The sequence below is a fragment of the Actinomadura kijaniata genome (assembly GCF_014138665.1).
Classification (GTDB): Bacteria; Actinomycetota; Actinomycetes; order Streptosporangiales; family Streptosporangiaceae; genus Spirillospora; species Spirillospora kijaniata.
Genome location: NZ_JACJIA010000001.1, coordinates 986646 through 1007556, shown reverse-complemented (window position 1 = coordinate 1007556; position 20911 = coordinate 986646). Strand labels below are relative to the sequence as shown.

The 20911-nt window shown below is 72.3% G+C and carries 25 protein-coding genes; 10 read left to right on the top strand and 15 right to left on the bottom strand.

Features of this window, described 5'->3' with window-relative positions; genetic code table 11:
- Positions 1-160: 160 nt before the first annotated feature.
- Entirely contained in the window at positions 161-670 is a 510-nt protein-coding gene (locus HNR61_RS04855) for an Lrp/AsnC family transcriptional regulator (RefSeq protein ID WP_067828256.1), read from the top strand.
- Positions 671-856: 186 nt separating this feature from the next.
- Positions 857-1141, top strand: coding sequence for a type II toxin -antitoxin system TacA 1-like antitoxin (locus HNR61_RS04850; RefSeq protein WP_182841813.1), 285 nt, complete (start codon positions 857-859; stop codon positions 1139-1141).
- Positions 1142-1154: 13 nt separating this feature from the next.
- Here the strand turns inward: HNR61_RS04850 and HNR61_RS04845 are convergent, their stop codons facing one another.
- Positions 1155-1589: an HIT family protein gene (locus HNR61_RS04845; protein WP_182841812.1), complete on the bottom strand. Its 435-nt coding sequence runs from the start codon at positions 1587-1589 to the stop codon at positions 1155-1157.
- A 78-nt stretch (positions 1590-1667) separates the two neighbouring features.
- On the opposite strand from HNR61_RS04845, the gene HNR61_RS04840 reads away from it, so the two are divergent.
- Positions 1668-2378 (top strand): ATP-binding cassette domain-containing protein, encoded by a 711-nt coding sequence (locus tag HNR61_RS04840; protein WP_182841811.1) that lies wholly within the window; start codon positions 1668-1670, stop codon positions 2376-2378.
- Positions 2375-3070, top strand: coding sequence for a hypothetical protein (locus tag HNR61_RS04835; protein ID WP_182841810.1), 696 nt, complete (start codon positions 2375-2377; stop codon positions 3068-3070). The genes HNR61_RS04840 and HNR61_RS04835 overlap by 4 nt, the downstream gene beginning before the upstream one ends.
- Here HNR61_RS04835 and HNR61_RS04830 read toward each other — a convergent pair.
- From HNR61_RS04830 to rpsB, 8 genes are all read right to left on the bottom strand, one after another.
- The gene (locus tag HNR61_RS04830) at positions 3043-3789 is read right to left on the bottom strand and encodes a DUF1963 domain-containing protein (protein WP_182841809.1); all 747 of its coding nucleotides are present in this window, start codon (positions 3787-3789) and stop codon (positions 3043-3045) included. The genes HNR61_RS04835 and HNR61_RS04830 overlap by 28 nt on opposite strands.
- Before the next feature lie 65 nt (positions 3790-3854).
- Positions 3855-4400, bottom strand: coding sequence for a DivIVA domain-containing protein (locus HNR61_RS04825; protein WP_182841808.1), 546 nt, complete (start codon positions 4398-4400; stop codon positions 3855-3857).
- A gap of 73 nt (positions 4401-4473) precedes the next feature.
- Positions 4474-5622 carry a dual-specificity RNA methyltransferase RlmN gene (rlmN, locus tag HNR61_RS04820; RefSeq protein ID WP_067828236.1) on the bottom strand — a complete coding sequence of 383 codons (1149 nt, stop codon included), beginning with the start codon at positions 5620-5622 and terminating at the stop codon, positions 4474-4476.
- A 145-nt stretch (positions 5623-5767) separates the two neighbouring features.
- The gene (locus HNR61_RS04815) at positions 5768-6649 is read right to left on the bottom strand and encodes a phosphatidate cytidylyltransferase (RefSeq protein WP_182841807.1); all 882 of its coding nucleotides are present in this window, start codon (positions 6647-6649) and stop codon (positions 5768-5770) included.
- Positions 6649-7206 (bottom strand): ribosome recycling factor, encoded by a 558-nt coding sequence (gene frr, locus HNR61_RS04810; protein WP_067828233.1) that lies wholly within the window; start codon positions 7204-7206, stop codon positions 6649-6651. Before frr ends, HNR61_RS04815 begins: the two co-directional genes overlap by 1 nt.
- A 66-nt stretch (positions 7207-7272) precedes the next feature.
- The gene (gene pyrH, locus HNR61_RS04805; RefSeq protein ID WP_084000587.1) at positions 7273-8067 is read right to left on the bottom strand and encodes a UMP kinase; all 795 of its coding nucleotides are present in this window, start codon (positions 8065-8067) and stop codon (positions 7273-7275) included.
- Positions 8068-8126: 59 nt separating this feature from the next.
- Positions 8127-8963 (bottom strand): translation elongation factor Ts, encoded by an 837-nt coding sequence (gene tsf / locus HNR61_RS04800; protein WP_182841806.1) that lies wholly within the window; start codon positions 8961-8963, stop codon positions 8127-8129.
- A gap of 90 nt (positions 8964-9053) precedes the next feature.
- Positions 9054-9980, bottom strand: a complete 927-nt coding sequence (gene rpsB / locus HNR61_RS04795) for a 30S ribosomal protein S2 (protein WP_182841805.1) — start codon at positions 9978-9980, stop codon at positions 9054-9056.
- 325 nt (positions 9981-10305) lie between these two features.
- On the opposite strand from rpsB, the gene HNR61_RS04790 reads away from it, so the two are divergent.
- Positions 10306-10995, top strand: a complete 690-nt coding sequence (locus HNR61_RS04790) for a M23 family metallopeptidase (protein ID WP_182841804.1) — start codon at positions 10306-10308, stop codon at positions 10993-10995.
- Here the strand turns inward: HNR61_RS04790 and HNR61_RS04785 are convergent, their stop codons facing one another.
- Positions 10996-11913: a tyrosine recombinase XerC gene (locus HNR61_RS04785; protein WP_312897772.1), complete on the bottom strand. Its 918-nt coding sequence runs from the start codon at positions 11911-11913 to the stop codon at positions 10996-10998.
- Positions 11914-12053: 140 nt separating this feature from the next.
- Here HNR61_RS04785 and HNR61_RS04780 point away from each other — a divergent pair, with 140 nt between their 5' ends.
- Complete coding sequence (locus HNR61_RS04780) at positions 12054-12410, top strand: YraN family protein (RefSeq protein ID WP_182841802.1); 357 nt, start codon at positions 12054-12056, stop codon at positions 12408-12410.
- The gene (locus HNR61_RS04775) at positions 12411-13952 is read left to right on the top strand and encodes a YifB family Mg chelatase-like AAA ATPase (RefSeq protein WP_182841801.1); all 1542 of its coding nucleotides are present in this window, start codon (positions 12411-12413) and stop codon (positions 13950-13952) included.
- 358 nt (positions 13953-14310) lie between these two features.
- Here the strand turns inward: HNR61_RS04775 and HNR61_RS04770 are convergent, their stop codons facing one another.
- Positions 14311-14700 (bottom strand): hypothetical protein, encoded by a 390-nt coding sequence (locus HNR61_RS04770; RefSeq protein WP_182841800.1) that lies wholly within the window; start codon positions 14698-14700, stop codon positions 14311-14313.
- 81 nt (positions 14701-14781) lie between these two features.
- Here HNR61_RS04770 and dprA point away from each other — a divergent pair, with 81 nt between their 5' ends.
- The 3 genes from dprA (at position 14782) to HNR61_RS50405 (ending at position 18260) form a co-directional block, all read left to right on the top strand.
- A complete protein-coding gene (dprA, locus tag HNR61_RS04765; protein WP_246441949.1) occupies positions 14782-15960 on the top strand; it encodes a DNA-processing protein DprA in 1179 nt (392 codons plus the stop codon).
- A 1286-nt stretch (positions 15961-17246) separates the two neighbouring features.
- Positions 17247-17885, top strand: a complete 639-nt coding sequence (locus HNR61_RS04760; protein WP_182841798.1) for a S1 family peptidase — start codon at positions 17247-17249, stop codon at positions 17883-17885.
- A 168-nt stretch (positions 17886-18053) separates the two neighbouring features.
- A complete protein-coding gene (locus HNR61_RS50405; RefSeq protein WP_182842299.1) occupies positions 18054-18260 on the top strand; it encodes an MmyB family transcriptional regulator in 207 nt (68 codons plus the stop codon).
- On the opposite strand, the gene HNR61_RS04750 is transcribed toward HNR61_RS50405, so the two are convergent.
- From HNR61_RS04750 to rplS, 4 genes are all read right to left on the bottom strand, one after another.
- Positions 18208-18522, bottom strand: coding sequence for a DUF2469 domain-containing protein (locus HNR61_RS04750; RefSeq protein WP_067830174.1), 315 nt, complete (start codon positions 18520-18522; stop codon positions 18208-18210). The genes HNR61_RS50405 and HNR61_RS04750 overlap by 53 nt on opposite strands.
- On the bottom strand, positions 18519-19256 hold the full coding sequence (locus HNR61_RS04745; protein WP_182841797.1) for a ribonuclease HII: 738 nt from the start codon (positions 19254-19256) through the stop codon (positions 18519-18521). Before HNR61_RS04745 ends, HNR61_RS04750 begins: the two co-directional genes overlap by 4 nt.
- A 144-nt stretch (positions 19257-19400) precedes the next feature.
- Entirely contained in the window at positions 19401-20282 is an 882-nt protein-coding gene (gene lepB, locus HNR61_RS04740; protein ID WP_312897771.1) for a signal peptidase I, read from the bottom strand.
- A gap of 168 nt (positions 20283-20450) precedes the next feature.
- Positions 20451-20804 (bottom strand): 50S ribosomal protein L19, encoded by a 354-nt coding sequence (gene rplS, locus HNR61_RS04735; protein WP_067830164.1) that lies wholly within the window; start codon positions 20802-20804, stop codon positions 20451-20453.
- Positions 20805-20911 lie beyond the last annotated feature (107 nt).

Sequence of the window (20911 nt, the reverse complement as noted above, 5' to 3'; positions counted from 1 at the left end):
TTCCCTTCTCAGGGGCATATGCCCGATGTGTCCACTTGGGCACGACCTTGACAGAGGATCAGGCTCCTGACAAGGGATTCCGTTGTTACGATCCAATTTCACGACGGATTCCTTGGATCGTCCGCTCATCAGGCCCACTGCCGCAGCAAGGAGACCAGCCATGACGGAGCGCCCCACGGAGGGCTCCCGGGACCGCCGGAACGGGTCTCGCCGCGCCCTCGCGTCCGTCCAGCTCGACGAGACCGCCAAACAGATCATCGAGCAGCTCCAGCAGGACGGACGCCGTTCCTACGCCGCGATCGGCAAGGCCGTCGGCCTGTCGGAGGCGGCGGTGCGGCAACGCGTGCAGAAGCTCCTGGACTCCGGCGTCATGCAGATCGTCGGCGTCACCGACCCCCTGATGCTGGGCTTCTCCCGGCAGATGATGATCGGCCTCAAGTGCGAGGGCGACCTGGAGGCCGTCGCCGACGAGCTGGCCGCGTTCGAGGAGATCGACTACGTGGTGATCACCGCCGGGTCGTTCGACATCCTGGTCGAGCTGGTCTGCGAGGACGACGAGCAGCTGCTGGAGCTGCTGGGCCGCATCCGGCGCGTTCCGGGCGTGGTCTCCACCGAGAGCTTCGTCTACCTGAAGCTGCGCAAGCAGACCTACTCGTGGGGGACCCGCTGATCACTCCGGGTCCCGTCGCCGCGCGAGGCCCGGCCGCCCCACCTCGCGCGGCGGCGCCCCCGTTCCCCACGGACGCCGCGGAGCGGGCGACCGGTGGCCCGCGGGCTCATATTCTCCTTCTTATTGGGGATGCCGCATCGGTGCGCGCGGGCGTACTTTGAGATGCTGCCAGGAAGGAGACCGACCATGTCTGAGTCGGTGCGCCAGGGCCTTCCCTCCCCCCGACCCGACGAGCTCGTCACTTTCCCGACCACGGTCGAACAGCACCTAGTGATCAGCAAGGCGGCCGAGCTGCTGGGCTGGACGGTGCCCCAGTACGTGCTGTGCGCCGCCCTCGACCGGGCGGAACGGGACCTGTACGAGCACGCCGCCCTCAACGACCCGCCACCCCACCCCGCCGTGCCCGGCCCCGACGGACGCGAGGGCGCGGCCGGCCCGCTGACCGCCCTCCTGACCGCGCTGGGAAGCTGACGGCCGGGGAGCCTCACGCGCCGCCCAGCGCCTCGCGCAGCCGGGCGGCGTAGTCGGCTGCCTCGGCGTCGGAGTCGTAGCGGTGCCGCGGCCAGAAGAACCCGCGCAGCCCGTCCTTGCGGTTGCGCGGCACGACGTGGACGTGCAGGTGCGGGACGCTCTGGCTGACCCGGTTGTTCATCGCCACGAACGACCCGGCCGCGCCGAGCGTTCCCTCCATCGCCGCCGCCAGCCGCCGCGCGTGCAGGAACAGCGGCCCCACCTGCTCGGGCGGCAGGTCGGGCAGCGTCTCGTGGTGCTCGCGCGGCACCAGCAGGACATGCCCCTTGAACAGCGGGCGGGTGTCGAGGAACGCCAGCGCCCCGGGCTCCTCCAGCACCAGGTGCGCGGGCTGCTCGCCCTTGACGATCCGGCAGAACACGCAGTCGGGGTCGCTCACCCGACGCATTCTCCCCCACCGGTCCGGCAGCCGTCCCCCCGCCGGGCTGATGACCGCTTTACATGATCACCGCTACGGTGCGGTCCCATGCGCCTGGACAGCATCGCGTTCCGATACCGGCGGCGGTCGCCGTGGATCCTGCGGGACGTCACCCTCGACCTGCCGCCCGGCACGGTCGCCGAGGTGACCGGCCGCAACGGGGCGGGCAAGTCGACGCTGCTGCGGCTGGTCGCCGGGCTGCGCGACCCGCGCCGGGGCACCGTCAGCGGGCGGCCCGAACGCGTCGGGTACGCGCCCGAGCGGTTCCCGGTGGACCAGCCGTTCAGCGTGCGGTCCTACCTGGCGCACATGGCGGCGGTCCACGGCGTCCCCGCGAGCGCCGCCGACCCGTGGATCGAGCGCCTCGCCCTCGGCCGGCTGCTCGACACGCGCCTGCCCGAGCTGTCCAAGGGCAGCGCCCAGAAGGTCGGCCTCGTCCAGGCGCTGCTGCACTCCCCCGGCCTGCTGGTGCTGGACGAGCCGTTCTCCGGGCTCGACGCCCAGATCCGCGACGCGCTGCCCGGCCTGATCGCCGACCTGGCCGGCGAGGGCGCCACCGTCGTCGTCAGCGACCACCAGCGCGTCGTGGAGCACCTGCCCGGCGTCCGCCGCGTGCGCGTCGCCGACGGCACCGTCACCGCCGCCGACGACGACGGCGGATGGACCGTCCTGGAGGTCGTCGTGCGCAGCGACCAGGCCGACGACCTGGAGACCAAGCTGCGCGCCGACGGCCACGAGGTGCGGAGGACCCAGCGATGATCGCCCTGGCGCGGTTCCAGCTCGACGGGTACGTGCGCTCGCTGCGCGTCCTGCAACCACTCGTGGTGATCTTCCTGGTGGTGGCGCTGGTGCTGTCCCAGTGGCCCAGCGGCGAGACGCCCGAGGACACCGTGGAGGCCGCCACCGGGACGCTCGGCGACGTGCCCGCGTTCCTGTTCTTCGTGTGGGCCTGGACCGCCCGCGCCCTGCTGGACGCCCAGCCCGACGTCCAGCGCGACCTGTCGGCCGTCGCCGCGCGCCGCCGGGACGTCCCGGTGCTCGCCGGGCTGCTGGCCGCCTACACCGTCAACCTCGTCCTCGGCGCCCTGGCCCTGGCCTCCCCGCTGCTGCAGTCCGTCCTGGTCGGCGTGCCCGCCTCGGCGCTGCTCACCTGCGTGGGGCTGGCGCTGCTGGTCAACGCCGCCGCGACGGCGCTGGGCGCGTGGACGAGCCGCGCCGTCATCCCCGCCCCCGGCACCGCCCTGCTGGCGCTGCTGGGCGCGCTGGTGGCCGCGCTCCTGCTGGGCCTGGGGCCGCTGAACCCGCTGGCGGTGCCGATCCTGGACTGGGTGCGCGCCGCCCACGCCGGCCCGGCCGCGTTCACCGACGCCTACCCCGGGATCGCGCTCCACCTGGTCCTGTGGACGGCGGTGGTGGGAGGCGGTTACGCGTTCGTCGCCCGCCGCCGCTGACCCTCGGCGGCCTGGGCGGTGAGGCAGGCGCTGTCCACCGGGGCGTTCTCCCGCACGCAGAAGTAGACGCGCCCGGAGCCGCCCCAGTCCCAGCCGAGGCGGTTGTCGGAGTCCAGCTGCAACAGCAGCCGCCACCCGGACTCGGTCGCCTGCGGCCCCTCGGGGTCGCGCGCCAGCACCGGCCAGCCGCCGATCTGGTGCATGGGCGCGTCGTCCGGCCAGGCGTGCTGGGCCCACGCCGCGTGGAGCTGCTCGTAGAGGGGCAGGCATCCGCTGTAGGCCGCCTCCAGCCGCCGCAGCGCGGGCTCCTGCGGCGAGGGCACCGACAGGAACGGCTTCGCGCCGAGCGGGCACGACGGGTACGCCGACGCGCCCTCCGGGCGTTCGGCCTCCCGCATCTCACCGGCGAACACCCGGCACCCGGCACCGCCGTAGAACGCCGCCACCCCCTTGTCGGGAAGCCAGGGAACGGCCCCCAGCGCGGCGATCTCCCCGAAGTCCACCGCGCCCAGGAAGTCCAACGGCCGCCCGGCCACAACCGGCCACTCCTCCCCCACGGGCAGCACCGGCGCCCCGCCGAGCCGGACCGTCGCCTCCCCCTCGGCGCCCAGGGCCAGAGCGGGCCGGGCCAGCTCCAGCAGCGCCGCCGTGACCTCGGGGGCGAAGAACACACCGAACAGGGAGTGCAGCCGCTGCCGCTGCGCGTGGAAGTGATCCATGACACATACCGTTCCCCACCCGCCCGGCGCGTACCAGGCCGGTATGGGACTCCCGCGGCCGCGGGCTAGCGCCGTTCCAGCGCCACGGCGAGCTGCTCCAGGAACCGGTCGACCTCGCCCTCGTCGTAGGCGGCCCCGAACCGCACCGTCCGGAACGCGCACTCGCGCACGTCCGACGCCGCGACCGGCGCGGCCGGCCCCCGCAGCCCCGCCACGACCCGGTCCAGGAACGCGTCCACGTCCCGCACGTCGTACCCGGTCCGCAGCCCGGCCCGGCCGAACCGCGCGCTCTGGATCCACCCGATCAGCCACTCGGGGTTCGCGCGGGGCCGCCCGGCCCGCCGGGTCCGCGGCCCGGACGCCCGCAGCCGCCGGACGCACTCCATCAGCAGCTCGTCGACGACCCGCCGGTCATAGCCGCGCATCACGACGTCGAGCCGCGTACCGCGCACCTCCTCGGCGGTGAGCCCGCCGTCCCCGTCGAACGCCTTCCCGATGCGCTCCAGCAGGGCGTCGACCTGCGCCCGGTCGTACCCGCGCATCACGACGGGCGGCCGCGTCAGCAGCAGCCGCCCACCCGTCTTCACCACCACCCGGCTCCCTTTCGTCACGGCCGCCACCTCGTCCGCGACGTCCAGCCTGACGCCCCGCCCGAGTGCTCCGCAAGGCGCCGGGAACCCTCCGCTACTCCTTGGTGGCGGCGGCGAGCTGGCCGCAGGCCCCGTCGATCTCCCGGCCGCGCGTGTCGCGGACCGTGACGGGCACGCCGTGCGCCTCCAGGCGGCGGACGAACTCGCGCTCGTCCTCCGGCCGCGAGGCGGTCCACTTCGACCCCGGCGTGGGGTTCAGCGGGATGAGGTTGACGTGGACCCGGTGGCCCTTCAGCCGGCGGCCCAGCAGGTCGGCGCGCCAGGCCTGGTCGTTGATGTCCTTGATCAGCGCGTACTCGATGGAGACCCGGCGGCCCGACCGGTCGGCGTAGTGCCAGGCGGCGTCCAGGACCTCCTCGACCTTCCACCGGTTGTTGATCGGCACGAGCTCGTCGCGCAGCTCGTCGTCGGGGGCGTGCAGCGACAGCGCCAGCCGCACCGACATGTCCTCGGCGGCCAGCTTCTCGATCGCCGGGACCAGGCCCACCGTCGACACCGTCACCGCGCGCTGCGAGATGCCCAGCCCGGCCGGCGCGGGGTCGGTGATGCGGCGCACCGCGCCGATGACCGCCTTGTAGTTGGCCAGCGGCTCGCCCATGCCCATGAACACGATGTTGGACACCCGGCCCGGCCCGCCCGCGACGCGGCCCGCCGCCATCGCGCGGGCCCCGGCGGCGACCTGCTCGACGATCTCGGCGGTGGACAGGTTACGGGTCAGCCCGGCCTGGCCGGTCGCGCAGAACGGGCAGTTCATGCCGCACCCGGCCTGCGACGACACGCACATCGTCGCCCGGTCGGGGTAGCGCATCAGCACCGACTCGAACAGCACCCCGTCGAAGGCCTTCCAGACCGTCTTGAGGGTCTTGCCGCCGTCGCACGCCAGCTCCCGGACCGGGGTGAGCAGCTCCGGCAGCAGCTCGGCGGCGAGCCTGTCGCGCAGCGCGGCGGGCAGGTCCGTCATGTCCGCCGGGTCCTTGGTCAGGCGCGCGAAGTAGTGGCGGGACAGCTGGTCGGCGCGGAACGGCTTCTCGCCGAGCGCGGCGACGGCCTCCCGGCGTTCGTCGGTGGTCAGGTCGGCCAGGTGGCGCGGCGGCTTGCCCCGGCGGGGCGCGGCGAAGACCAGCTTCGGCGGGGTCTTCTTCGGCGCGGATCCGGCGGGGGCGGGTTCGGTGGTCGCAGACATCGTTCCTCCAGTGTCGCAAACGCCGCGCCGTGCCCGCGCCATCCCGGCCGGGCCGGACTTGACCCGCCCGTGACCCTCGCTTGGCCGGAGAACGCGCGAACGGCCGCGGGACCGGGGTCGCGCGGCCGTCCGGAGGATCCGCCGGTCAGGTGCCGGCCGGGACGAACAGCTCCAGCAGCAGCCACACCACGGGGGCGGTGGCGACCAGCGAGTCCAGCCGGTCCATCACGCCGCCGTGGCCGGGCAGCAGGGTGCCCATGTCCTTGATCGACAGATCCCGCTTGATCATCGATTCGATCAGGTCGCCGACGATCGCGGTCACCACGACGGCCAGGCCGATCAGCAGACCGTGCCACCAGCGCCCGTCGTCCAGCCGCCACCACAGCAGCCACGCGCCGACGAGCATGCAGGTCAGCGCCGAACCGGCGACGCCCTCCCAGGTCTTCTTCGGGCTGATCGTGGGCGCCATCTTGTGCTTGCCGAGGAACGCCCCGGCGAAGTAGCCGCCGATGTCGCTGGAGACCGTGACCGCGATGAACACCACGATGCGTTCGGCGCCGTCCTCGGGGGCCAGCAGCAGCGCCACCACGCCGCCCATCAGCACCAGGTACCCGGCGACGAACACCCCGGCCGTGGTGTCGCGGACGTAGCCCTCGGCCCCCTCGGGCATCCGCACGACCAGCACCGCCAGCACGGTCAGCGCGACCACCGCCACCAGCGCGATCGGTCCCCACACGTAGGCGGCGACCGGCGCCAGGACCATCCCGACCGCCAGTGGGACGAACGGGGCCTGGATGCCGCGGGTGGCGAACGCCTTGGTCAGCTCCTGCATCCCGAGGAGCAGGAACACCACCATCACCGCCAGGAAGATCTCCCTGACGGTGTAGAGGGACAGCAGCACGAGAGCGCCGAGGGCGGCCCCGACGCCGATGGCGATGGGCAGGTTACGGCCCGCCCGGTTCTTGACCGACGGCTTGTCCTCGCCGGTCGGGGAGCCCGCGGGCTCCCCGGATGCGTCGAGTTCCATCAAACCTCGAGCAGTTCGGCCTTCTTGTGCTCAAGCAACTCGTCAACCTGCGCCACGTACCTGTGGGTGGTGTCGTCGAGCTCCTTCTCGGCGCGCCGGACGTCGTCCTCGCCGGCCTCGCCGTCCTTGGCGAGCTTGTCGAGGGTGTCCTTGGCGCGGCGCCGGACGTTCCGGATGGAGATCTTGGCGTCCTCGGCCTTGGTGCCGGCGACCTTGATGAACTCCTTGCGGCGCTCCTCCGACAGGTCGGGGAACACCACGCGGATGACGTTGCCGTCGTTGGTGGGGTTCACGCCCAGGTCGGAGTCACGGATCGCCTTCTCCACCGCCTGCATCGAGGACTTGTCGAAGACCTGCACGATGACCATGCGGGGCTCGGGCAGCGTGAACGACGCCAGCTGGTTGATCGGCGTCGGCGTGCCGTAGTACTCCGCGGTGATCTTGTTGAACATGGCGGGCGTGACGCGGCCGGCGCGGATGGCCTGGAAGTCCTCCTTGGCGACCGCGACCGCCTTCTCCATCTTCTCCTCGGCCTCGAGGAGGGTCTCGTCGATCACTTCGACTCCCGGTTCATCTGGTCGGCCTGTGTGGCACTGCCGGTCTGGCTCTGTTTCGGTCAGCCGTCAGCCGTCGGCCGGGCTGACCAGAGTGCCGATCTTCTCACCCCGGACGGCCCGGACGATGTTGCCCTGGCCCATCAGGTCGAACACCACGATGGGCAGCGCGTTGTCCATGCAGAGGCTGATGGCCGTGGCGTCCATGACCTTCAGCCCTCGCTGTAGGACTTCACCGTAATCCAAACGGTCGAACTTGACCGCGTCCGAATGCTTGCGGGGGTCGGCGTCGTACACCCCGTCCACCTGAGTGGCCTTCAGCACCGCCTCGGCGCCGATCTCCAGCGCGCGCTGGGCGGCGGTGGTGTCGGTGGAGAAGAACGGCTGGCCCAGGCCCGCGCCGAAGATCACCACGCGGCCCTTCTCCAGGTGGCGCATGGCGCGACGGGGGATGTAGGGCTCGGCGACCTGGCTCATGGTGATGGCGGTCTGCACGCGGGTGTCCACGCCCAGCTTCTCCAGGAAGTCCTGGAGCGCCAGGCAGTTGATCACCGTGCCGATCATGCCCATGTAGTCGCCGCGGCCGCGGTCCAGGCCACGTTCGGCCAACTGCGCGCCGCGGAACATGTTGCCGCCGCCGCAGACGACGGCGACCTGCACGCCGTCCTTGACGGCCTCGGCGATGGCCTCGGCGACGTGCTGCACGACCTCGGGGTCGATACCCATCGGGTCGCCGCCCGCGAACGCCTCGCCGGACAGCTTCAGCAGCACGCGCTTCCAGCCGCCCCGGGGGGCGTGCTGGTGCGACGGCCGCCCAGCGGACGACGAGGCCGCCGTCGTGTCAGTGTTCTTGTCTTCCGGCACGTCGGCGGCCTCCTCGTTGCTTCGTGAAAACTCTGTCGGGCTCCTGTCTCCAGGGTCCCTCAGCTCTGGCCCACCTTGAAGCGGGCGAAGCGCACGACCTTCACGCCGTTCTCGTCGAGGAGCTTGGCGATGGTCTTCTTGCCGTCCTTGACGAACGCCTGCTCCAGCAGCACGAAGTCACGCAGGTAGGCGTTGACCCGACCCTCGACGATCTTGGCGATCGCGGCCTCGGGCTTGCCCTCCTCGCGGGTCTTGGTCTCGGCGAGGGCGCGCTCCTTCTCGATCACCTCGGCGGGGATCTCCTCGAAGGTGAGGTACTTGGGGGCCATCGCCGCGATCTGCTGGGCGACGTCCTTGGCGACCTCGGCGTTCTCGGTGTCCAGCTCGACCAGCACGCCGGTGGTCGGCGGCAGGGACGGGTCGGACTTGTGCAGGTAGGAGGCCACGTAGGCGCCCTTGAAGTGCGCGAAGCGACCGATCTCCAGCTTCTCGCCGATCTTGGCGCTGGCCTCCTGGACCAGGAGCTCGACGGACTTGCCGGGCTCGATCTCGGCCTTCAGCAGGTCCGCGGCGCTCTCGACGCCGCTCTTGGCGGCGAACTCGACCAGCCTGTCGGCCAGCGCGATGAACTCGGCGTTCTTGGCGACGAAGTCGGTCTCGCACTTGACTTCCAGCAGGGCGCCGTCGCCGGAGCCGTCGAAGAACTCGGAGATCAGGCCGTTGGCGGCGGTGCGCTCGGCGCGCTTGCCCACGTCCTTGGCGCCCTTGAGGCGCAGGATCTCCACGGCCTTCTCGAAGTCGCCCTCGGCCTCGGTCAGGGCGTTCTTGCAGGCCATCATGCCGGAGCCGGTCAGCTCGCGAAGCCGCTTGACGTCAGCGGCGGTGAAGTCAGCCATCGCTCTCTTCGTCTCTGTGAGTGGTGTGCTCGGTGGATCCGCGACGATCCCCGGTGGCCCGCACGGACGCGGGCCACCGGGGATCGGGGATCAGGCCTGCTCGGCCTCGGTGTTCTCGGTCGCCTCGGTCGCGGCGGCGGCGGGCTCGGCGGCCTGCTCGGTCTCGGCCGGCGCCTCGGCGGGGGCCTCGGCGGGGGCCTCGGCGGGGGCCTCCGCGGGGGCCGCGGCGTCGGCGGACTTGTTCTCGAGCAGCTCGCGCTCCCACTCGGCCAGCGGCTCGGCCGCGGCGGCCTCGGCGGGCTTGTCGTCACCGGCGGCGGCGCCGGAGCGGGCGATCAGGCCGTCGGCGACGGCGTCGGCCACGACGCGGGTCAGCAGGCTGACGGAGCGGATGGCGTCGTCGTTGCCCGGGATCGGGTAGTCGACCTCGTCGGGGTCGCAGTTGGTGTCCAGGATCGCGACGACCGGGATGCCGAGCTTCTTGGCCTCGTTGACCGCGATGTGCTCCTTCTTGGTGTCCACGATCCAGATGGCGCTGGGGACCTTCGCCATGTCGCGGATACCGCCGAGGGTGCGCTCCAGCTTCTCCTTCTCGCGGCGCAGACCGAGAAGCTCCTTCTTGGTCATGCCGGAGCCGGCCACGTCGTCGTAGTTGATCTCCTCCAGCTCCTTGAGCCGGGTGAGGCGCTTGTGGACGGTGGAGAAGTTGGTGAGCATGCCGCCCAGCCAGCGCTGGTTGACGTACGGCATCCCGACGCGGGTCGACTGCTCGGCGATGGCCTCCTGCGCCTGCTTCTTGGTGCCGACGAACAGGATGGTGCCGCCGTGGGCGACCGTGGCCTTGACGAACTCGTAGGCGCGGTCGATGTAGGACAGCGACTGCTGGAGGTCGATGATGTAGATGCCGTTGCGCTCCGTGAAGATGAAGCGCTTCATCTTCGGGTTCCAACGGCGGGTCTGGTGACCGAAGTGGACGCCGCTCTCGAGCAGCTGTCGCATGGTGACGACGGGAGCCATAAGCCCGTGTTCTCCTGTCCGGCCCGCGAGGCGGGCCACGTTCCGGTTGTCTGCCGGCGCTCGGGCGCGGCCCCGCCGTCGCGAGCGACGGACCGAGAGGCCGCGTCCCACCTTGCCCTCCTTGCGGCGGGCCGCTGGGTGGCGGGCGAGCGCGTGAATTCGGCCGCTCAGGCTGAGGACCTGCGCGACCGTTTCCCAAGTCTATTGGATGTTGGCCGCGCACGTGGAATCAACCGGGACCGGCGGGCCGTCACGTCAGGCGGGTTATCCACAGATGGCGTTCTCCTCTGGTGACGGGAGTGACGCGGGACGCAGGCTGGGGGCCATGAGCGTGTTCGTGACAGTCCTCATCGGCGCCGTCGTCCTCACCGTGCCGCCGCCACCGTCCGGAGGGGAATGGCGGTGGCCGTTAACCCCCGTCCCGGAGGTGCTGCGGGCGTTCTCGCCCCCGCCGGCCCCGTGGCTGGCGGGGCACCGGGGCGTGGACCTGGCGGCGCGGCCGGGCCAGGCGGTCCTGGCGGCGGGGCCCGGCCGCGTCTCCTACGCGGGCCGTCTGGCGGGCCGGGGCGTGGTCGCGATCACCCACGGCGTCCTGCGGACCACCTACCTGCCGGTCCGCCCGTCGGTGAAGCGCGGCAGCATGATCGCGTCAGGCGCGCGCATCGGCGTGGTGGAGGGCGCGCCCCGGCACTGCGCGGCCGCCTGCCTGCACTGGGGCCTCCTCGACGCGTCCGGGTACCGGGACCCCCTGGCCCTGGTCCGCCCGCAGGTGCGCCTGCTGCCCCGCTGGCCCGGCTCCCGGGCACGTCCCCCGGCGGAGAAGGCCCCGTCCGGGCCTCCGCTCCGCCTGGGCCTGCGGGACGCGAGCACGGCGACGGGCGGCGCGCTCACCGGCGTCCTCCTGACGTCCGCCCTGGTGTTCGCGCGGCGCCGGACCAGACCAGGGCCCCCGCGCCGGCCGCCGACGGGGGTCATCGACCTGGAACGGGAGCGGCGGCTGCGGCGCGCGCGTTGATCACCGGTCCTCGGCCGCGCCCCTGGGGTGCGCCTGGCGGTGGACCTGCTTCAGGCGCTCGGCCGAGACATGCGTGTAGAGCTGGGTGCTCTGCAACGAGGCGTGCCCCAGGATCTCCTGGACGCTGCGCAGGTCGGCCCCACCCTCCAGCAGATGGGTGGCGGCGCTGTGCCGCAGCCCGTGGGGAGCCAGGTCGGGCACGCCCCCGACCTCGGCGATACGGCTGTGCACGATGCGGCGGGCGCTGTTGGGGTGCAGCCGTCCACCGCGCGCGCCGAGGAAGAGCGCCGCTCCGCTCCGCTCGTTGGCCAGGGCGGGCCGCCCGGCCCGCAGCCAGTCCCCCGCGGCCCGGGCGGCGGGCTCCCCGATCGGCACCACGCGTTCCCTGCCGCCCTTGCCGAGGACACGAACGGTGTTGCGCGCGGCGTCCAGGTCGTCGATGTCCAGCCCGCACAGCTCACTCACCCGTACACCGGTCCCGTACAGCACCTCCAGCACAGCCAGGTCGCGCAGCCCCAAGGGTCCGCTGACGTCCATCCGGTCCAGCAGCCGCCCGGCGTCGTCCTGGCTGAGCACGGTGGGGAGGTCGCGGTTCTGCCGAGGCGTGCCCAGCAGCGGCCCGGGGTCGAAGTCGAGCAGCCCGCGCCGGTGCAGGTAGCCGGTGAAGGCCCGCACCGCCGCGGTCCGCCGCGCCAGGGTGGCCCGCGACCTGCCCAGCGCGTGCTGCCGCGCCAGCCAGGCCCGCAGCACCGTCACGTCCAGCCCCTCGGGGCCGGAGACCCCCACGGCGGCCGCGTAGGAACACAGGTCCCGCAGGTCACCGCGGTAGGCGCGGAGGGTGTGGGGCGAAACACCCCGCTCGGCCCGTAGATGCCGGTCGAACTCCGCCACGGCCTCCTGCAACGCCACGTCACTCACAACCGCCACGCTGCGCCACTCGCGCCCCGAAGACAAGCACCGCACCTCCAAGATCCCGACTTATCCACAGATCGTGATCGGCCGTAGCGGACGGTCACAGCCGGCGGGCACCGTCGGACCGGACAGCGAAGGAGAAGCAGATGACCCCCCGACACATCGATCTCGGCCGGCGTGGGGAGAGCGCGGCGGCGGCCCACCTCGCCGGCCTCGGCTGGATGATCCTCGACCGCAACTGGCGCTGCCCCGAGGGCGAGCTGGACATCGTCGCCCACGACGGCCGCCAGCACGTGGCCTGCGAGGTGAAGACCCGCGCCTCCACCGCGCTGGGCGAACCGGTGGAGGCGATCACCCCGCCCAAGGCCGCCCGCCTGCGCCGCCTGGCGAACCGCTGGGCCGCCGAGCACCGCGTTCCCGCCGCCCTCGTGCGCGTGGACGTCCTCGGCCTGGTGTCCGACGGCGACGGCTTCCTCCTGGACCACCTGCGGGGGGTGTGCTGAATGACGCTCGCCAAGACCCGCTCGGTCGGCCTGGTCGGGGTGGACGGCTACGTCGTGGACGTCGAGGCCGCGATCACCAGCGGCGTTCCCGGCCTGCACCTGGTGGGCCTCCCCGACACCGCCCTCAACGAGTCCCGCGACCGGGTCCGCGCCGCGATCTTCAACTCCGGGGAGGAGTGGCCCAACCGCCACGTCACGATCTCCCTGTTCCCCGCCAGCGTCCCCAAGCGCGGCTCGACCTTCGACATCGCGATCGCGACGGCCATCCTCGCGGCGGCCGGGGCGATCCCACCCCGTTCCTGCGCGGGCCTGGTCCTGATCGGCGAACTGGGCCTGGACGGCCGCCTGCGCGCGATCCCCGGCGTGCTCCCGGCGGTCCTGGCGGCCGCGAACGCGGGCTGCCGCACCGTGGTCGTCCCCCACCCCAACACCGCCGAGGCCCGCCTGGTCCCCGACATCGAGGTGATCCCGGCCGCGTCCCTGCGCAGCCTGCTGTCCCTCCTGCGAGGCGACCCGCCCCCGCCCGAGGACGAGCAGGAGCCCCCGCCCGCCGAGGCGCCGGCACGCCCCCCGGACCGCCGCGACACCCTGGACCTGGCCGACGTCCGAGGCCAGGCCGAGGCCCGCCGGGCCCTGGAGATCAGCGCCGCCGGAGGCCACCACCTGTTCTACTCGGGCCCGCCGGGGTGCGGGAAGACGATGCTGGCCGAACGCCTGCCCACGCTCATGCCCCCGCTCGCCCCCGAAGCGGCCCTGGAGGTCACCGCGATCCACTCGGTCGCCGGCACCCTGCCGCCCGGCCAACCCCTGATCACCCGTCCCCCGTTCCAGGCCCCGCACCACACCTCGACCCGCGCGTCCATGGTCGGCGGCGGCTCGGGCCGGGTCCTGCAACCCGGCGCGGTCACCCTGGCCCACCGGGGGATCCTGTTCATGGACGAGGCCCCCGAGTTCGACCGGGGCACCCTGGAGGCCCTGCGCCAACCCCTCGAAGAGGGAGAGGTCCGCATCTCCCGGGCCGAGCGGGCCACCAGCTTCCCGGCCCGCTTCACCCTGGTCCTGGCGGCCAACCCCTGCCCCTGCGCCGCCGCGAAACAGATCGACTGCTCCTGCGCCCCGGCGGTCCGCCGCAGATACCTGGAACGCATCTCGGGCCCCCTCCTGGACCGCATCGACCTGAAACTCGACCTCTCCCCCGCCACCCGGGCCGAACTCCGCTACGACCTGGAAGTCGCCGAACCCAGCCGGGTCGTCGCCGACCGAGTCCTCCTGGCCCGCGAACGAGCCGTCAAACGCCTGGCCGAGACCCCCTGGCGGGCCAACAGCGAGATCCCCGGCCCCGAACTGCGCCGCCACTTCCTGCCCAGCGCGGAGGCGATGCGCACCGCCGACGACGCCCTACAGAACGGCACCCTCAGCGTCCGGGGCCTGGACCGCGTCCTGAGAGTCGCCTGGACCCTGGCAGACCTGGCCGAACGAGACACCCCCACCGCCGACGACGTAGGAGGCGCCCTGGCCCTGTGGACCTGCCGAAAAACCTGACCCGAAACCACTTCCCCGACAAACCCTCAAAGGAGAAGACCCCATGACCGGCAACCCCCAGCCCGACCTCACCCCAGCCCACCCCTCCTTCCCTGACCCCAACCACATCCACGACCACCCCGTCCCCCACGAGAACACCCCCCGCGAAGGCCCCCCACACGCCCCCGCCCCAAGCCAAGCCCCCACCCACCAAGCCACCACAAACCACCACCCCACCCCCAGAAAACCCCTCCCAACCGACAACCACACCGCCCCAGCCCCCACACCCCTGAACCCCGCGAGCGTGGGGTCCGCGAGCGTGGGGTCCGCGAGCGTGGGGTCCGCGAGCGTGGGGTCCGCGAGCGTGGGGTCCGCTCGCCTAGACCCCGCAAACATGGGGCCCGTACACCCCGACCCCGCACACATGGAACCCACAGGCCTCGGACTCGCAGCCCCGGAGCCCGCGCACCTGGAACCCGCAGGCCTCGGGCCCGCAGACCTGGAACCCGCAGGCACGGAGCTCGCAAGCACGCAGCCCGCACACCTGGGCCCCGCACACCTGGAGCCCGCAGGCGTAGAGCCCGCAGGCGTAGAGCCCGCAGGCGTAGAGCCCGCAGGCGTAGAGCCCGCACACCTGGAGCCCACACACCTGGAGCCCGAAGGTGGGGAGTTCGTTGGTGGGCTTCTTCTTGGAGAGGGCGATGTCGCTGAGGGCGGCGTTTTGGGCGGCGGAGAGTCCGGGGTGGCCGTGGGGCGGGGCGGCGTTCACGGTGCTGGCGACGGTGGGGGCGGCCGGGGCGGCTTCGGGGGTGTGTCCCCGGAGCGGGTGGCGCGGATGGTGTTGTGCGCCATGGCCGAGCCCGGGGAGCCGTACGTCAACCGGATGATCAACGCGGTCGGGCCGGTCGGAGTGATCGACGCGGTGCGGATCGGCGCGATCCCGGAGGCCGTGCGGGTGGAGCCGGAGGAGCACGGGAAGTTCCTGGCGACGTTGGAGCGCTGGCGGATCAGGCTGGCCGACGTCTCTCCCGAGGAGGACATGACCGTGGCTGAGCATCTGGGCTGCCGGTTCGTGTGCCCGGGGGATCCCGAGTGGCCCACCACGCTCGACGATCTCGGGGTCGAGCGGCCCTACGGGCTGTGGCTGCGCGGGCCGGAGGACCTGCGGTTCACCTGCCTGCGTTCGGTCGCGGTGGTCGGCTCGCGCGCCGCGTCCTCCTACGGGATGCGGTTCGCCGCCGAGCTGGGCGCCGACCTGGCCGAACGCGGCTGGGCGGTGATCTCCGGCGGGGCGCTGGGCATCGACGCGGCCGCCCACCGGGGCGCGTTGGCCGCCGACGGCCCCACCGTCGCGGTTCTCGCCAACGGCGTGGACGTTCCCTATCCGGCGGCCAACGAGGGGTTGTTCGCCGAGATGGCCCGCCGTGCCCTGCTGGTCAGCGAGTCACCGTTGGGCGCGCATCCGCGGCGAACGCGGTTCCTGGTCCGCAACCGGGTGATCGCCGCGTTGTCGCGCGGCACCGTCGTGGTGGAGGCCGCCCGCCGCAGCGGTGCGCTCAACACCGCCAAGTGGGCCCGCCAGCTGGGCCGCGAGGTGATGGCGGTCCCGGGCCCGGCGGACTCGGTCGCCTCGGTCGGCTGCCATCGTCTGCTGCGCGACCAGCCGCCCGCCCTCCTGGTCACCCGCTGGGAAGAGGTCGTGGAGGCGGTCGGCCGGATCGGCGCCGATCTGGCCCCCGAGCCCGAAAGCCCGGTGCTGCCCCGCGACCACCTGGAGCCGGTGACCCGAGCGGTGCTGGAGGCGTTCCCATCGCGCGGCACGACCGGCACGGCCCAGCTCGCCACCAAGGCGGGCGTGGATCTCGCCACCACCAACGCCAAGCTCGGGCTGTTGGCAGCGGCGGGCTTCGTGGAACGCGCCCCCGGCGGCTGGCGCCTCACCAAAGCCGCCAAGATCGACTCCCCTGCCCTCGCCACCGTCCCCGCAGACGTCCCGTGCGGCCCTCACCCGACCGGAGCACCCGAATGACCTCCCGGGCAGGGCAGGAGATGCCTTGGCGAGGAGCCGGCTCCCTCCACGGCACGCTACGCACCAGCGCAAAAGGCCGTTCCTCCAACGGACAGCGTCGGAAGGCAGGCCATCCGAGTCCGGCACGGGCAAGAGCCCCGACGGCCCTCGCTCAACGGGCCGAAAGCCGAACTCTCCGCGACACTCTCCAACGCGCGAGCCGTGGCTCCGCGCGTTCCCGCTGGAGGCTGCCGCAAAGTGGGCCTCAGCCATGCACGCGGTGCGTCACCTGGGCTGCGGCCCGAAACGGAGGCGATGGCTCGCAGGTCAGGTAACGAAGCGACGGCACTCTTGCCAAGACCTTCTGAGGCGCGAACCGCCAGGCGAGCGTCGGAGGAGAGGGCGTTGAAACGCAGCCTCGGCCGCTTCTGATGAAGCAGAAGCGGCCCCTGCGGCCTTACGGCAGCGGAGTTTCAGTAGGGCGAGGCGGGGAGCGACGTCCTGAAGCTTCGTCAGAAGCGCCGTGGCACTACAGCCGCGCCTTCTGCCGCGTCGATGGACGCATGTTGGTCCTCGGGGCGGGCGCGGAACGACGCAAGCGAAGTCCGCCACAGCGCCGCAGGCCCAAGCACCGCCGCTGGAGTACGGCTCCGGCCCCGCATCGAACGGACGCAGCGGTGCCGCCGGGTTTCACGGCCCGGCGGCACCGCGAGCCGCGTGAGCTGATCTGATGGATACCAGCAGGCTCGACCAGTCGCGAGCATCAACACGACCGCGCCTGCCCCGGAGCGGGGCGTTCCTGGGCCGCCTGCCCGGATGATCCCGCCTTGCCACCTGGTCGAGGTCGCGCCGATGTCGAACGGTGCCGGCCGAACGCCCCAACCCCGCTCGGGTGTGCCGGGGCGTCCGTTCCTTCGGCCTACCAGGCTGCTTCGTCGGTCACCTCGCAGTCGCGGTCGCCAAGCCGGACGAGGAGCGGATGGACGGCCGGACGCGGTGGGTGGAGGTGTGCCCTTTCGCGATGCGGGCGCGTCGCCCGGCCTGTTAGGGGCACCCGGCCTGCGGTCGGTGTCGAGGGGCGCGGTCTGCTCCGTGCGGGCCTTCGAAGGGCTGAGGTGGGTAGGGCGTCATGCTGGGGTGGTGCCGTGGGCCAGGTCGCTCGTTCTTAGTGTGGGGCCTTCGCTGGGCTGGTCCTTGGCCGGGGTCTTGGTGAGGCCGGTGGATCGGGGTGGCCGGATCCGGCGGTGGATCGGGGTCCGGTTTCGTGTTTTCAATGACGGGGACGCCCCCGATCTCTGGGAGAACCGATGATCCGGAGTCTCCTCGTCCTCAGCGGCACGCTCGTCGCCCTGTCGGCGGCGCCGGCCTCGGCGGCGGCCGCGGTGACCTACGACGTTCGCGGCGGTGACGCGTTCAGCGCCACGCCCTCCTCCGGCCGGTGCACGATCGGCTTCTCCGTCCGAGGCGGCTACATCACCTCCGGCCGGTGCGCCCGCGCCGGTCAGAGCGTCATCGGCTACAACGGGGTCGCCCAGGGCACCGTGCAGAGCACGACCTTCCCCGTCAACGCCGTCGCCTGGGTGAAGACCAACAGCAGTTGGCGGCCGCGCGGCCTGGTCAACCGCCACGACGGGACCTTCGTCGCCGTGCGCGGGGCCCAGGCGGCGCCGGTCGGCTCGGCCGCGTGCATGTCCGGGGCCGTCAGCCGCTGGCGGTGCGGCACCATCCTGGCCAGGAACGTCACCATCAACTTCCCCGAGGGCATCCTGTACGGGGCGATCCGCACCAACATCTGCGCCGGGCCCGGTGACCTGGGCGCCCCGCTCATCGCCAACGGGCAGGCCCAGGGCACCCTGGTCGCCGCGTCGAGCAGCAGTTGCGCCGCCTACTTCCTGCCCGTCAGCGAGGCGCTGGCGGCCTACGGCCTGGTGCTGCTGACCGAGTAGACCGGGACCGTCCTACCGGATCCACCGGCGGATCGCGTCGACGGTGGTCTCGGGGGAGGTGTTGAAGCAGAACCTGATCCTCGGCGATCCCGACCTGGCCCGGTTCATCGCCGAGCTGCGGGGAGCGGGTGGTTCGACGAGCTCTGGCGGGGCGGGCGCTCCAGCACCCTGCGCGCCGCCACCACGACCATCGAGCATCCGGAGCTGGGCCCTCTCACCCTCGACTGCGACATGCTCCTGGCGCCGGAGGCCGGCCAGACCCTCGTGGTCTGCTCGGCCCCTCCCGGCACGCGTGCGGCCACCGCGCTGGCCCTCCTGCGCGTCACTGCTCGGAGGGGAGTTCGAAGTCGCTCTTGGCCAGCTCCTCGATGTTGACGTCCTTGAAGGTGACCACCCGGACGTTCTTGACGAAGCGGGCCGGGCGGTACATGTCCCAGACCCACGCGTCCTGCATCGTGACCTCGAAGAAGACCTCGCCGGTGTCGCCGCCGCGCACCTGGAGGTCCACCGAGTTGGTCAGGTAGAAGCGACGCTCGGTCTCCACCACGTAGCCGAACAGCCCGACGACGTCCCGGTACTCGCGGTAGAGCTGGAGCTCCATCTCGGTCTCGTACTTCTCGAGATCCTCAGCACTCATGTGCGCGCCCTTTCCGTCCGGCCCACGCCCGGGACCCGCGCGGCCGGGGTCCCGGTGCCCTCCCCCGGGGCCACCGTTCCATTGTCGCGCAAGGCCCGTCCGACATTGACATAGGAGAAGCGGTGCTCGGCGCACGGCCCGTGCTCGGCCAGCGCCGCCGAATGCTCCCTGGTGATGTATCCCTTGTGCACGTCGAAGCCGTACCGGGGGTGCCGCCCGTGCAGCTCCACCATGATCCGATCACGGGTCACCTTCGCGATCACCGAGGCGGCGGCGACGCACGCGGCGACCCGGTCCCCCTTGGTCATCGCGAGGGAGGGCACGGTCAGGCCCGGCACGGGAAAGCCGTCGCTGAGCACGTACCCCGGCCGTTCCTCCAGCAGGGCCAGGGCCCGCCGCATCCCGGTGATGTTGCAGCGGTGCACCCCGACCCGGTCGATGTCGTGACTCGGGATCACCACCGCGCTCCACGCCTGCGCGCGTTCCACGATCTCGGCGTAGACCGCCTCCCTGCGGGCCGGGGTGAGCAGCTTGGAATCGCCGAGGCCGGGAACGCGGCGGCGCGCGCCGGTGCCCAGGATCACCGCGGCGACGACCAGCGGGCCCGCGCACGCCCCGCGGCCCGCCTCGTCGACGCCCGCGACCGGCCCGAGCCCGGCGTGCTCCAGGGCGCGTTCGTAGGCGTACAGCCCGGCGTCACGGCGCGGCGTGAAACGGAGCGGACGACCCTTCATGCACCGCAGCGTACGTGCCCACCACCGTCCGATGTGCCATGGTTCTCCGGATCCACCGCCGTGTGCGGCGTTCCGCCCCCGGGAAACGGCGCGCCCCGGCGCGCGGATCGCGCGGCCGGGGCGTCGGAGCCGGGCGGGAGCCCGTCAGTCGCCGCGCAGGCGCAGGCGGACCCGGCGGGTCAGCCAGGTCAGGGGAAGGGCCCCCGCGAAGCCCAGCGCCAGCGGCGTGACCGGGGTCAGGGCCGCCGCCGCCTTCAGGGCGGGCTGCTTGAAGGTGCCGGGGATCGGCAGCGTGTCGATGCGGTTGAACGGCCACACGATCACGAACGCCCGGCCGATCACCTTGTCCACCGGGATCGTGCCCCCGCCGGGGTCGCCGCGGTGGGAGCGGGAGTCGTAGGACAGCGAGCGGTGGTCGCCCATCACCCACAGCTGCCCCTCCTTCACGGTCACCTTGAACCGCTCGTTGGAGGGCTTGTCCTGCTCGCGGGTCACCGGGTCCGTGAAGATGTAGGACCTCTCGTCCAGCGGGTGGCCGTTGACGGTGACGCGGCCGCCGGCGTCGCAGCACTCGACGGTGTCGCCGGGGATGCCGATGACCCGCTTGATGTAGTCCTTCTCGTTGGGGGCCACGCCGAACAGCGTGCCGACGGCGCGCAGCGCCTTGGACACGGGGTTGGTCGGCTCGGGCACCTCGGCCTCGGGGTCCCAGGAGTCCAGGCCGTTGAAGACGATGATGTCGCCGCGCGCCACGTCCCGGGTGTGATAGACGATCTTGTTGACCAGCACCCGGTCGCCGATCTGCAGGGTGTTCTCCATCGAGCCGGAGGGGATGTAGAACGCCTGCACCGCGAACATCTTGATGACCAGCGCGAGCACCAGCGCCACGCCGATCAGGAGGGGCAGTTCCTTCCAGAACGAGCCCTGCTTCTTCTTCTTGCCCTTGGCGTCGTCGGCGGCGGTGTCCTCACCGGAGGTCACGGTCTGCTTCTCTTCGGGCACCGCGCCCTCGGCTTCGGAACGCACGTCTCTCCGATCGTCCTCGTCTGTCATCGAAGGGCAAGCCTATCGGCGGCGGGCCCTTCGCACCCTGTGCACAAGCGTGTCGCGGGCAGTTCCCCACCGCAACGGGCAACGCCCCGGGAACCGTGCCGGGTTCCCGGGGCGTCGGAGCGGTCGGTGGAGCCGACGGGCTCAGAAGTCGCGCTTCTCCTTGATGCGGGCGGCCTTGCCGCGCAGGTTGCGCAGGTAGTACAGCTTGGCGCGGCGGACGTCACCGCGGGTGACGACCTCGAGCTTCTCGATGTGCGGGCTGTTCAGCGGCCAGGTGCGCTCGACGCCGTAGCCGCCCTTGCTGACCTTGCGGACGGTGAAGGTCTCGCGGGCGCCACCGCCCTGGCGACGGATCACCACGCCCTCGAAGACCTGGACACGGGTGACCTTGCCCTCGGTGATGCGGGCGTGCACCCGCACCGTGTCACCGGGACGGAAGTCCGGGTGGTCGGTGCGCAGCGCGGCCTGCTCGATCTCCTGGATCAGGGTGTGCATGGCGTTCCTCAACTGGATGGAGCGCGGACGTCGAGAGGCCCCGGAAGAACGGGCAGAGGGGGCGTCGCGCCGCGCGAGTGGATCTTCAAGTCGGTGTGTCGCACGCA